The sequence below is a fragment of the Pedobacter sp. G11 genome (assembly GCF_003860265.1).
Lineage (GTDB): Bacteria > Bacteroidota > Bacteroidia > Sphingobacteriales > Sphingobacteriaceae > Pedobacter > Pedobacter agri.
In genome coordinates this window covers 2762844-2774868 of the sequence record NZ_CP034190.1, presented here as the reverse complement: position 1 = coordinate 2774868, position 12025 = coordinate 2762844, and the positions used below count along the sequence as shown (strand labels likewise).

General features: G+C 35.7%; 13 protein-coding genes and 4 tRNA genes. 5 read left to right on the top strand and 12 right to left on the bottom strand.

The features are described 5' to 3' along the window. Nucleotides 1–16: 16 nt before the first annotated feature. The 7 genes from EA772_RS12035 to rpsU form a co-directional block, all read right to left on the bottom strand. A tRNA-Thr gene (locus tag EA772_RS12035) sits at nucleotides 17–88 on the bottom strand. A gap of 72 nt (nucleotides 89–160) precedes the next feature. Continuing rightward, nucleotides 161–236, bottom strand: a tRNA-Gly gene (locus EA772_RS12030). An 82-nt stretch (nucleotides 237–318) separates the two neighbouring features. Further along, a tRNA-Tyr gene (locus EA772_RS12025) sits at nucleotides 319–401 on the bottom strand. A gap of 37 nt (nucleotides 402–438) precedes the next feature. Further along, nucleotides 439–511, bottom strand: a tRNA-Thr gene (locus EA772_RS12020). Nucleotides 512–741: 230 nt separating this feature from the next. Next, nucleotides 742–1089 carry a ribosome hibernation-promoting factor, HPF/YfiA family gene (hpf, locus tag EA772_RS12015; RefSeq protein ID WP_010601090.1) on the bottom strand — a complete coding sequence of 116 codons (348 nt, stop codon included), beginning with the start codon at nucleotides 1087–1089 and terminating at the stop codon, nucleotides 742–744. A gap of 14 nt (nucleotides 1090–1103) precedes the next feature. Beyond that, entirely contained in the window at nucleotides 1104–1988 is an 885-nt protein-coding gene (locus EA772_RS12010; protein WP_124913471.1) for a tyrosine-type recombinase/integrase, read from the bottom strand. A gap of 158 nt (nucleotides 1989–2146) precedes the next feature. Then, nucleotides 2147–2341 carry a 30S ribosomal protein S21 gene (rpsU, locus tag EA772_RS12005; protein ID WP_010601088.1) on the bottom strand — a complete coding sequence of 65 codons (195 nt, stop codon included), beginning with the start codon at nucleotides 2339–2341 and terminating at the stop codon, nucleotides 2147–2149. Nucleotides 2342–2507: 166 nt separating this feature from the next. Between rpsU and EA772_RS12000 the strand changes: the two genes are divergently transcribed. After that, nucleotides 2508–2882, top strand: a complete 375-nt coding sequence (locus tag EA772_RS12000) for a hypothetical protein (RefSeq protein WP_010601087.1) — start codon at nucleotides 2508–2510, stop codon at nucleotides 2880–2882. A 223-nt stretch (nucleotides 2883–3105) separates the two neighbouring features. Here EA772_RS12000 and EA772_RS11995 read toward each other — a convergent pair whose 3' ends face one another. Together EA772_RS11995 and EA772_RS11990 are read right to left on the bottom strand one after the other, a co-directional pair. After that, the gene (locus EA772_RS11995; RefSeq protein WP_124913470.1) at nucleotides 3106–4257 is read right to left on the bottom strand and encodes an acyl-CoA dehydrogenase family protein; all 1152 of its coding nucleotides are present in this window, start codon (nucleotides 4255–4257) and stop codon (nucleotides 3106–3108) included. Between the two features lie 217 nt (nucleotides 4258–4474). Continuing rightward, complete coding sequence (locus tag EA772_RS11990) at nucleotides 4475–5374, bottom strand: helix-hairpin-helix domain-containing protein (RefSeq protein ID WP_124913469.1); 900 nt, start codon at nucleotides 5372–5374, stop codon at nucleotides 4475–4477. Nucleotides 5375–5467: 93 nt separating this feature from the next. On the opposite strand from EA772_RS11990, the gene EA772_RS11985 reads away from it, so the two are divergent. Next, on the top strand, nucleotides 5468–7219 hold the full coding sequence (locus EA772_RS11985; protein ID WP_010601084.1) for a lysophospholipid acyltransferase family protein: 1752 nt from the start codon (nucleotides 5468–5470) through the stop codon (nucleotides 7217–7219). A 190-nt stretch (nucleotides 7220–7409) separates the two neighbouring features. Here the strand turns inward: EA772_RS11985 and EA772_RS11980 are convergent, their stop codons facing one another. Beyond that, nucleotides 7410–7931, bottom strand: a complete 522-nt coding sequence (locus EA772_RS11980; RefSeq protein WP_124913468.1) for a GNAT family N-acetyltransferase — start codon at nucleotides 7929–7931, stop codon at nucleotides 7410–7412. Nucleotides 7932–8255: 324 nt separating this feature from the next. Between EA772_RS11980 and EA772_RS11975 the strand changes: the two genes are divergently transcribed. Next, nucleotides 8256–9446 carry a hypothetical protein gene (locus tag EA772_RS11975; RefSeq protein ID WP_124913467.1) on the top strand — a complete coding sequence of 397 codons (1191 nt, stop codon included), beginning with the start codon at nucleotides 8256–8258 and terminating at the stop codon, nucleotides 9444–9446. Between the two features lie 126 nt (nucleotides 9447–9572). Beyond that, on the top strand, nucleotides 9573–9848 hold the full coding sequence (locus EA772_RS11970) for a hypothetical protein (protein ID WP_010601081.1): 276 nt from the start codon (nucleotides 9573–9575) through the stop codon (nucleotides 9846–9848). Here the strand turns inward: EA772_RS11970 and EA772_RS22075 are convergent. Then, the gene (locus tag EA772_RS22075; RefSeq protein WP_168187532.1) at nucleotides 9845–10003 is read right to left on the bottom strand and encodes a hypothetical protein; all 159 of its coding nucleotides are present in this window, start codon (nucleotides 10001–10003) and stop codon (nucleotides 9845–9847) included. The genes EA772_RS11970 and EA772_RS22075 overlap by 4 nt on opposite strands. A gap of 144 nt (nucleotides 10004–10147) precedes the next feature. Between EA772_RS22075 and EA772_RS11965 the strand changes: the two genes are divergently transcribed. Then, on the top strand, nucleotides 10148–10459 hold the full coding sequence (locus EA772_RS11965; RefSeq protein WP_124913466.1) for a hypothetical protein: 312 nt from the start codon (nucleotides 10148–10150) through the stop codon (nucleotides 10457–10459). Between the two features lie 54 nt (nucleotides 10460–10513). On the opposite strand, the gene EA772_RS11960 is transcribed toward EA772_RS11965, so the two are convergent. Then, on the bottom strand, nucleotides 10514–11953 hold the full coding sequence (locus tag EA772_RS11960; protein ID WP_124913465.1) for a hypothetical protein: 1440 nt from the start codon (nucleotides 11951–11953) through the stop codon (nucleotides 10514–10516). Nucleotides 11954–12025: the final 72 nt, after the last annotated feature.

Below are 12025 nucleotides of genomic sequence, written 5' to 3'. Positions count from 1 at the left end.
AGCTTTATTATACCTGAGCCAAAGATGGGACTTGAACCCACGACCTCTTCCTTACCAAGGAAGTGCTCTACCGCTGAGCTACTTCGGCTTTTCAGTTAACAGTTTTCAGTTGCCAGTTATAAGTAACTGTAATTGTTAATTGCGAACTGCTCAACTTTATTGGAGCGGAAGACGAGGTTCGAACTCGCGACCTATAGCTTGGAAGGCTATCGCTCTACCAACTGAGCTACTTCCGCTTATCGATTTACAACTTCAGATTCACGAATTACGATTGATTTCAACCGTTAATCTAAAATCTTTTAATCTAAAATCAATCGGTGGGGAGAGAAGGATTCGAACCTTCGAAATCTTGCGATAACAGAGTTACAGTCTGTCCCATTTGGCCGCTCTGGAATCTCCCCAACTTTATTTTAAAATGCTAACACTTTAAAATAAAAGAGCCTCCTATCGGAATCGAACCAATGACCTACTGATTACAAGTCAGTTGCTCTACCAGCTGAGCTAAGGAGGCTTTTAATTTTGTGCAATGATACGAAAAATCTTCATTTTTCATACTATTAACGTGTTTTTTAAAAACTTTTATCTTTTAAAAGAACTAACCTTTTCTTCTTGGCGTAACGCCCTTTCCGAAAGGGAATGCAAATATACACACTTATATTTCACTTCAAAATAAATTTGAAAAAAAATAGCGAACATTTTTTGTTCGCTATCCCTTTATTTATGTTTTAAATTAATATTCACTTAATAATCAGATGCTTCGCTTTCACTTAAAATTGCTTTGTGTTCGCTTAATTTTGCACGAGTTTTTTCTTTGTGCTTGGTGATTTGTTTTCTTAAAGACTCAATTGCTAAATCTGTCGCCTCTTCAAATGATTTACATTGTTCTTTAGCGAAGAGTGTTCCACCCGGCACAATAAGTTTAATTTCACTTATTTTATTAGCTTCATCCTCTACGTTCTCTAATTTTAAATACACTTCACCACTAATGATCTGGTCAAAAAACTGATCCAGCTTATTTGCCTTTTTCTGTATAAAATCTAACAACTTACTGTCTGCACTGAAGTGGATTGATTGAACTCCGATTTTCATTTTTCCTCCTTTTTTTACGCCTTTGGATGGGCTTGTTTATAAATTGTTTTTAATCTTTCGATTGAATTGTGGGTGTAAACCTGGGTTGCCGCTAAACTAGCATGACCCAAAAGTTCTTTAATAGCATTTAAATCTGCGCCAGCATTTAACAAAGTAGTCGCATAACTATGCCGCAATACGTGGGGACTTTTTTTGTCATTGGTTGATATATGGTTTAGGTATAAGGTTACAATACGGTATATTAACTTCGGATACGCCGGTTTACCTGTATTGGTAACGATTAAGTTAAGCAAATTGTTGCTAAAATTCTGCAACTTTTTTTGTTCAATATAGTTACCCACCTGATTAATAAGCTGTTTATTTATAGGTATAATGCGTTCTTTATTCCTTTTACCCAAAACTTTTATTGTGCCCGAATACATATCTACATCAGTATCTTTTAACTGGATAAGTTCAGCTAAACGCATACCCGTACCAAATAATAATTCGATAACCAGATGATCGCGTATTGAGGCAAAACTGTTATCAAAGTATTGCTCAGCATCCAATAAATTATTCATTTTTTGCGAATCGACAAACACCGGAAGGCGTTTAGGGATTTTGGGCGCTTTAATTAAAACAGTAGGATTATGCTCCACTTTTTCTTCCCGCAATAAAAACTTATATAAACTTCTTAAAGCTGATACTTTCCTGTTGATGGAAGATTCTGATGTTTGTTTCTCCATTAAATCAACCATGTAGCTTCTAATGTGCGTATGTTTAACTTCAGAAAAACTGATTTCGAACGTATTGGCAATGTATTCTTCGAACTGATCCAAATCAGTTTGATAGGAGGTTATGGTATGCGGAGAATAGCGCTTCTCGTGAGTTAAATAGGTAATAAAGCTTTTTAGCAACATTCAGTATCTCCTTACTCGGTACGAATATGAAGTTACAAATTGTTTTGATATAAAGAAATCATTAATTAATTGTTCAGTGTAAAGATTTCGATGGAGCATAAAACAAAAAAGTCCCGATCTAAAGATCGGGACTTCAATAATAACTATATCGTGAACAACTATGAAGTTGTATCTTGATTCATATTCTGAATGTAAACAGCATGTTTAATTTCAGTACGACGAGCAACGGATTTTTTCTCGTATGCTTGGCGACTACGTAGTTCTCTCAATACACCAGTTTTTTCAAACTTTTTCTTGAAACGTTTAAGGGCTTTATCTAATGATTCGCCGTCTTTAATGTTGATAATGATCATAACGCTGAAATACCTCCTCTCGTGGTTTTTAAATTTCCCATGTTATCGGGGCTGCAAATGTAAGCAAATAATTGAAAATGAGAAAGATTTTTAAAAAGATTTTTTGTGCTTTGCGATAATTGATTTATTACATTCTTTAACTACTTTTATTGATACATTATAATATATGACAACAAGTAAAAAAGTTATTTCAATAGTCGCTGTTTTAGTGATTCTTTTGCTAGCAGTAATTTGCTACTACCGTTACTTCTTCGTTTTTGGCGAAGGCGTAAAAGCAGGCGAGCTAAACTACGTAGTAAAGAAAGGATATATTTTTAAAACTTATGAGGGCAAAATTATCCAGAGTGGAATTCGATCGCGAACAACAGGCACTGTACAAAGTAACGAATTTGAGTTCTCTATCTCTGATAAAGATATTGCTGAAAAAATGATGGCCAATAGTGGCAAGTTTTACGAATTACACTATAAAGAATACAAGAATTCGTTGCCTTGGCGGGGATTCAGTGTTTATGTGGTAGATAGTATCCTAACGGCGAAGTAGCTTTAGCGGGAGTACATAGTACATAGTACATAGTACATAGTACATAGTACATAGTACATAGTACATAGTACATAGTACATAGTTGAAACCTTCTATCGTGAAAATGGGTTTTTAATTTTATTAAAAAAAAATCCGGAGGCAGCGAAGCCATCCGGATTACTCATAATATATATTTGGTTTGTTGTTTCTGATTAACTTTCCGCTTTAACCTTTCGGTTTTAGCTTAATTTAATATTTCTCTGGCAATCACAATCTTCTGGATTTCCGAAGTCCCCTCTCCTATTGTACACAACTTGCTGTCGCGATAAAATTTCTCTACCGGAAAATCTTTGGTATAACCATAACCGCCGAATATTTGCACAGCTTCTGTAGCAACTTTTACCGAAACTTCAGAAGCAAAATATTTAGCCATTGCAGACTCCTTCGTCATAGGTAAATGTTTGTTTTTTAAATCGGCAGCCTGACGGATCAATAACTCTGCCGCTTCAATTTCAGTAGCCATATCAGCCAGCTTAAAACTAATGGCCTGAAAACTGGAAATTGGCTGACCAAACTGCTGACGTTGTTTTGAATATGAAACCGCAGCATCAAAGGCACCTTTTGCAATTCCCAGAGCCAAAGCCGCAATCGAAATCCTACCGCCATCTAACACCTTCATGGCTTGTTTAAATCCTTCGCCAACATTACCCAGTAAATTAGCTTTGGGTACACGGCAGTTATCAAAAATCATTTCTGTGGTTTCCGATGCCCGCATCCCCAGTTTGTTTTCTTTCTTACCTGGTGAAAACCCTGGTGTTCCACGTTCTACCACGATCGCAGAAATTCCTTTTGAACTTCCTTGTTCACCGGTTCTCACCATTACCACCGCGATGTCTCCACTTTTACCGTGAGTAATCCAGTTTTTTGCTCCGTTAATAATGTAATCGTCGCCATCTTCAACTGCAGTTGTCATCATTCTCAATGCATCAGAACCGGTATTGGCTTCGGTTAACCCCCAGGCGCCAATCCATTCTGCCGCAGCTAATTTTGGCAGCCATCTTTGTTTCTGCTCTTCGTTTGCAAAAGCCAAAATATGGCCGGTACATAACGAGTTGTGCGCTGCCAAGGATAATCCTATTGAGCCGCAAACCCTCGCCACTTCAACAATTACATCAACATATTCCTGATAGCCTAGTCCTGAACCGCCATATTCTTCAGGTACTAGAACACCCATTAATCCTAATTCGCCCAACTGCTTGAACAAATTCACCGGAAAATGTTGCGCTTCGTCCCACTCCATTATATTCGGACGAATATTCTTCTCGGCAAAATCGCGAACCATCGCTTTTACACTTTGCTGGGTTTCTGTTTCAGAAAAATTAAAGCTAACGCTCATAGTTTATTTTTAGTAGATATGGGCAATAATAAACAAATATTTCATAGTTCATTCCCATCAAATATTTGCAGCGGCACAGAATGAAATGGTATTTGGTTCAATTAGTTAATCGGCTATTGAGAGACCTATCAAATTGATAAAGGAAAGATTTTTTTATTTTTTTCCCAAAACCCTCTATCAAAGCGGGAAAGTTAAAAATTAAAATATCCCATGAACATTAAAAGGATATATATGGCGTGATTTGGTCGATTATTTTCTGATTCAGAATAACAATCTTTTTCAAATCTGAAGGATTATTGTAGTTACCGTGTTGTTTTCTATATTGAATAATGGCATTTATCTGCCTGTAAGATAGATATGGATTGCTCTTCAAATCGTTAAACTGAGCGGTGTTAATGTTAACAATTCTTAAATCAATGTGACTCAAAGAAATCTGATCTTTTATTTCATCGTATTTGGCAGAATCTAAACCGTATACTTCCATCAGTTGCTCTTTCTTATAAAACCCACCCAGGCGTTCCCTGTATTTAAGAATTCGATTGGCAAAAGTTCCTCCTATCCCTTTTATTTCATCTAACTGAGCAGAATCTGCCGTATTAATATCTACAATTACCGGAGCTTTTTTCACATACTCTTTTTTCTCAAAAACAAAATCAGTTTTTTTGAAATTGTCAGGCTGATCTTCAATTCTCACAAATGGCCTTATTTTATCATACATAGCTGGCGAAATAGTATACATTTTTGCAAGATCTTCTACCCTACGAAACCTTCCGCCTTTATGGGTATAATTCACAATAACCTGCGCCTGCTTGGCAGATAAACCTAATTTTTGCCACCCTTCACTATCCAGTTGGTTAGGGTCGAAATTAAATAGCGTTACAACTTTGCCAGTGCTTGTACTTTCAATTCTATCTCTGGTATAATTAAAATTTTGCTGATCAGTTATTTCTATTTTCCTAATCTTCACAAGCAAACCTGGATCATCTTTCTCCACAATACGAAAGTGATCATATATAATAGGTATGACTTTTAACAGCATGATCAAAAATATCAGAACCAGCAAACCATTGAATTCACCTTTACTGAAGCCAAAATGTTTATTAAGCCAAACTCTCATGTGCGATATGACGTGTGTATTATAAATATAAATCTTATTTTTGGGATTGCAAAGCTCACGGGTTTTGGCTATCAACAATCTAAGAATTACTATATGAAGATCATAACTACCTCTGAGTTTGCGAAAGCGACCAAGATAGATAAACTTGGTGTGCCAGGTTTAGCAGGCTTGATGATGGAGATCATGAAACTGAATGACATCAACGACGTTTTTGCTCAAAACCAACATTTTAAAGGCTTAGAGTTTGTAGATAAAATACTGGAAACGATTGGTGTTTCTATCGAATTTGATGATGATGATTTGAAAAGCATCCCGAAAACGGGGCCTTTTATTGCCATTGCCAATCATCCTTATGGCGGTGTTGAAGGCCTTGCTTTGGTTAAACTATTGTGCACCGTTCGCCCTGATGCCAAGGTGATGGTCAATTTTATTCTGAAGAAAATCCCTAATCTGGATGAATTTTTCGTAGCCGTAAATCCTTTTGAAAATGTTCAACATTCATCGAGCATCAGTGGTTTAAAAACAACGTTTGATTTATTGAGAAATGGAACGCCAATTGGGATTTTCCCTGCTGGTGAAGTATCAACCTTTAAACTAGACGCACAACAGGTTACCGACAGAATGTGGCATCCGGTGGTAGGTAAACTAATAGCAAAAGCAAAGGTTCCTGTAGTTCCTATATATTTTCATGGAAATAATGGCGTTTTATTCAACATCTTAAGTTTTATTCATCCGACTTTACGCACAGCAAAACTTCCTTCAGAGTTTTTGAATAAGCAAGGTTTAACCATTAAGGTTAGAATTGGTAAGGCTATTGCGCCATCAGAGGTTTCGCATATGAACAGCAGTAATAAGCTGATGGATTTTTTACGAGCCCGCACCTATGCACTAGGCGTAGGTTTAGATGAGGAAAAAAGATTATTCAATCCACTGAAGCTATTCAAGATTAAGAAAAAACCTGCCGAAGTTATTGAAGAAACCTCGAGAGTTTTAATTAAGGGTGAAGTAGAAACACTGGAAGACTTTAGAGTTTGGACAGAAAAAAATTATGAAGTTTATATTGTTCCGACACTTAAAATCCCAAATATTTTAAGAGAAATTGGTCGTTTGAGAGAAATCACTTTTCGCGAAGTGGGCGAAGGAACCAACAAAAAAATCGATCTGGATAATTACGATATTTATTATAACCACCTTTTTATTTGGGATAAGGAACTCGAAAACATTGTAGGTGCATATCGCATTGGTAAAGGCGATGAGATTTTAGAAAGTATGGGGCGCCGCGGCTTTTACCTTTCAGAACTTTTTAAAATGAAGGATCAATTTTACCCGATGCTTAAGCAGGGAATAGAATTGGGTAGATCATGGATTAGAAAGGAATACCAAGGGAAACCACTTCCATTGTTTTTATTATGGAAAGGTATCTTAAAATATCTGATCGATAACCCGCAGTATCGTTATATGTTTGGTCCGGTAAGTATAAGCAACAGTTTCTCGAAATTTAGTAAAGCGCTGATTGTAGATTATATTACCAAGAACCATTTCGACTATGAAATGGCAAAATATGTAAAACCAAGAAATAAATTCAAGGCAGATTTACTACCCATTTCTACCGACACTTTGGTAGATAGCAGCGAATCGTTTAAAGATTTGGATAGCATTATTGGCGACATTGAAAATTCACACATTAAAATACCTGTATTATTGCGCCAATACATGAATTTAAATGCAAAAATTATATCATTTAATATTGATCCGAAATTTTCGGATTGTTTAGATGGTTTCCTTGTGGTAGATACACACAATATTCCACCAGAGATGCTGGAAAAACTAGGCAAGAATTTATAACTTTTAAATAAAAATACCCAGACATCCATCTGGGTATTTTTGTTATCAACTAACCTAAACTTTATAAATACTAACCAAATATTTATAGCGCAAATATGAGGTTACATTATTAAGAATAAATTAACTAATCGTTATAAAATTTATTAAATGATTTAGATTTTAGCCGGGTAAAAACGATTGATTGATTTTCTTAGGTTATTATTTTTCGCATCATGATATCCGTTTGCTCCTCATCACCCATTTTAAAGATATGTCTACTGAAGGGCACAAAACCATTTTTTTCGTAAAATCGAATCGCTTTAGGATTCTCCTCCCACACCCCTAGCCATATTGATTTTTTCATTTTTTTCATAGCTATTTCTACAGCTTGATCATAAAGCAGCTGTCCAACTTTTTTACCATGATAATGTGCCTTTACATATATACGCTCTATCTCTAAAGCGTCGCTTTCCTGCAGCTCAGTCTGCGCATCGTTCATATTTACTTTGAGATAGCCAATTGGAATTTGATGATCCCAGGCTATAAAAAATAATGAGTTAGGATGATTCAATTCAGTCTTAACTTTTTCAGCGCTAAAACTTGTTTGTAGATATTGCTGCATTACCTCCTCAGTATTGCCCGATGCAAAAGTTTCATAAAAAGTTTCTCTGCCAATTTCCTGTATTATTTTGAAATCAGTTGAAGTAGCGATGGAAATTTTGATTGCATTCATTCAATTTGATTTAGGTTCAGCGTAAGTTAAAATAAACAAAAAAAGGTTACAACAATCGCTGTTGTAACCTTTATCTAAATTAACGCTCTCAATCTTTATGATTGTGATGCAAGGCTCTCACCCCTTGCGTTGGCAAAAGTAAGACTTTGAATTTAATTTCCAAATTTAAATTAAGCTTATTTTAATTTTTCTGGAAGTTTGATAAAACTGATGTTAACTTAATGTAAACCCCATATCAACTTGTTCACATAAAGAAATTGTTGGTTTTAAGTTAATATGGTGTAAATTTAAAATTACCAAATTATTTGCCTTAGTGAGCCTGCTATGAAAATTTTAATCAAAAGCTTTTTATTTGCCGCTTTGCTACTTTTAAATATAAAAGTAACAGCGCAGCAACATGCTTTTGAATTTTACGAAGGCACATTCAATTTCGAGCTTGATCCTTCAGTAAATATTACCGTAAATAAAATCCCATCGAAGGCTGAAGCCATAAAATTTTATGAATCTATTGTTTTGGCGAATCCGCAAAAGCTCATTCAATCCCTTCAGGCTTACCAAATAAAACATCAGTTAAACGACTGGATTTATTATCAACTCATCCGTAAAACAGCCGAAGAGATAAGTCCGAAGGCGGAGAACTATTTCCGTTACACACTTTACAAATGGTTTTTATTAAGTAAATGCGGATATGATGCTAAAATCGCCATCGGTAACGAGCAAGTGATTTTTTACATCAGGAATGATGAAGACATTAGTGATATTCCGTTTTTTATGATCGACAAGCAAAAGTACATGTGTTTAAATTATCACGATTATGGAAAGCTTTTTCAACAAAGTGTTTACATCCCGCTTAAAATTAAAATACCTGAGGCTATAAATTCTTTTTCATACAAAGTCACCCGGATGCCTGATTTCAAGCCTGAAAATTACGAGGATAAAGATGTTCAATTCAGTTATAGGCAAAAAGTTTATCATTTCAAGCTAAAGGTTAACCAGGAAATTCAATCACTGTTTAAAAATTATCCGGTAGTGGATTACGCCAGCTACTTTAACATTCCATTGAGCAGGGAAACCTATGGCTCATTAATTCCAATTTTAAAGGAAAACGTTAAAAAAATGGATCAGAAGAAAGGTGTTGATTATTTAATGCGCTTTACCCGTTATGCATTTCTTTACGAAGACGATGGGCTAAATTTCGGAAAAGAAAAACGGTTATCACCTGAGCAAACGTTATTAAATAAATACAGCGACTGTGATGACAGGGCAGCTTTATTTTTCTTCTTGGTAAAGGAAATATACAATTTACCGATGATTGCCCTGCTCTATCCCACACATCTCACCATGGCCGTTCAGTTTGATAAGCCAGTTGGAGATGTTATCGTTTACAAAGACAGGAAATACTCTTTCTGTGAACCCACTCCTCAAACACAGGATTTAAAAATCGGGCAAATTTCTTCTGATTTGAAAAACACGCCATACGAAATCGTTTACGCTTATGACCCTATTAAGCGCTGATCATTCGCAAAATCTGATATTAAGCCAATATTAACAAAATGTAATGTTATTGCTAAGGAACTAAAACTGTTGGTCTTTTGAGGTATTTTCGATTTCGATGATCGGTAATAATCTAAAAACAATCCTATGTCAGCAGTAATTTATAATGTGATTAAAGAATTTTTTGTTGAGATCCATGGCCATCCGGTTAAGGCGAGGATTCTTTCACCAATAAATGACGAGAATAGCTTCAAGTTTCAGATTAGCTTATATTTCAAAAGTAAAAGCAATGCTGATGAAAGTGAGCCAGCCTCTACCTTTACTTCTTATGCCAATGCAGAAAGACATTTGCTGGCTTATCTGGAAGCTTTTCAAAACACTTTGGATTTGGGTGGTGAGGTAGCTGAAGGCAGTAGGTTTTAAAGATTTTCTTTATCATCTTTCTCTGGTGGGAGTTCAGAATCAATTACCTCCTGTTCAAATTTCTTTTTGTCTTTCTGATTTCTTTTGATCAAAAAAACGATTAGGAAAACAACGATTACTACAATTACAATTACAACTGGCAGATTTATACCCATGATTTTTATTTTTAGTGATCATCAACAACTATAAATATATGCTTAAATATTCTTGATGTTAACTGCGATTTTCTTGCTTAACATAATCATAATATTAATTTAACTTCTTGATCTTATATCTTTGGGGAAATCCCCAAGAGTTAAATGAAAAAGAATAAATCCATGTCGAAATCCGAATCGACAAGCAAAAAATTACGAAAAGAATTAGAATCAAAATTAGCCCTTGCATTTAATGAAGTTGTTAGCCAGTACGGCAAAGCAAAGAAAGCAGATAGCGTAATCGAGAAATTTGCAAAACAACTTTCGAAGAAAATCAAAATCGCTACATCAAATGATTCAATCGCTCCTTTTATTAAAGATGAAGAAATTGAATTGTTGCCGGAAACTCTTGAACAAGCAGTAAGCAAGAAGGTAACTGGAAAGAAAACAAAAGCAGATAAAAAAGAAACCGCATAAAAAATGGCCAGAAAATTAATTTTCTGGCCATTTTGATATTAGTTGAACTTATAATTAGTTTACAGCTCCTGGAGTTGTATAAGCTAAAGCCTGAGGATTGAAATTTGCCCAGCCAGCTGCCCAGTTTTCAGAACCGAACGCACCTTTATAAGGCACATTTGTAAAACCAGAAGCTAATTTTGCATTGGTAAATAAAGCACCAGAAGCCGCCGGAGAGTTAGCAACAACAGTGAAGTTTGGAATACCAACTCTGGTTACTGTAGAAGTATTTGCAACTAAATCAGCTGAATATTTGTATGGATCGGTAATTAATGCTGCAGCCAAACCATTTGGATCAAATACGTTTACCGCCGTTAATAATGGTGTAATTACACCCAAAGCAGTAGCATTTGACGCCTTGATTTGATTTGATTTACTATTACTGTTGTAAATTAAGTTATTTGCAAAAACAGATCTTCCTGAAGATAGGTTGGTTGAAGCATATGCAGCACCGGCAAGTAAGGCATCATCATAAAAAACGCCTTCAGTATAACCTACAATTACGGAGTTAAACAAACTCATTGCAGAGTTACGACGAATTTGAGCTGCATGTTGGTAATTTGCATTGATACTAGTTGTACCTGAACCTACTGGACCTAAAACCGTAACATTAGAGAAAACAGCTGAAGTTTGAGGACTTGCATCAGTTCCGGCAGAGTTATTATCAGATTCAAAAGCATTTGAGCCCGAAACATCAGCGGTATTTGCCAAACGTTGTGCTAAAGCGAACTGAACTTTGCCTGAATAACCATTGTCAGTATCAAAATCATCATCCCAAGAATCAATAGCCAATAAGTGGGAACAGTTTACTGTACCACCAAACCATTCGAAAGCATCATCACCAGAACGGTATACTTCAACATAATCAACCACAGTACCAGAACCTACTGAACCAAAAGTTAATCCGTTAATTTCATTATCCGGGCTCAATGCAATACCTGCATATTCAATACGAACATATTTAAGTACACCTGAATTATCAGCGTTATCAGTACCACCATGCTTACCTTTATCTGTATCACCAGAAATACCTTCAATAGCAACTGAAGTACCAGCGTTATTTACCGCTCTTCCCAATAAAATAAGTCCACCCCAGTCGCCCTCTTTACGTGCGCCAGCGGCAACACTCGAAGTGAAAACAATTGGTTTATTTACTGTACCGGTTGCGTTAATTTTTGATCCTCTTGAAATAATCAAAGCACCTTTAGTCGCTTTATCACCTTTAATAATAGTTCCTGGCTCAATGGTTAAGGTAGCGTTGCCAGTTACAAAAACATTGCCTTTTAAAACATAGATTTTACTTGCCGACCACGTTGTGCTTGCAGTGATATCACCAGAAATTTCTACGGTATTTGCATCTGCCGGAGGATTAATATCATCATCAACAGGACTTTTAGAACAGCTTGCAAACAATCCTAAAATGCTAAGTGCGCAGAGTAATAGTTGTTTTTTCATTTTTTTTATTTTAACTTTTTTACAAATTTATAATCTAGATATAACTACGGGGTTAACCCATTTTTAAGCTAT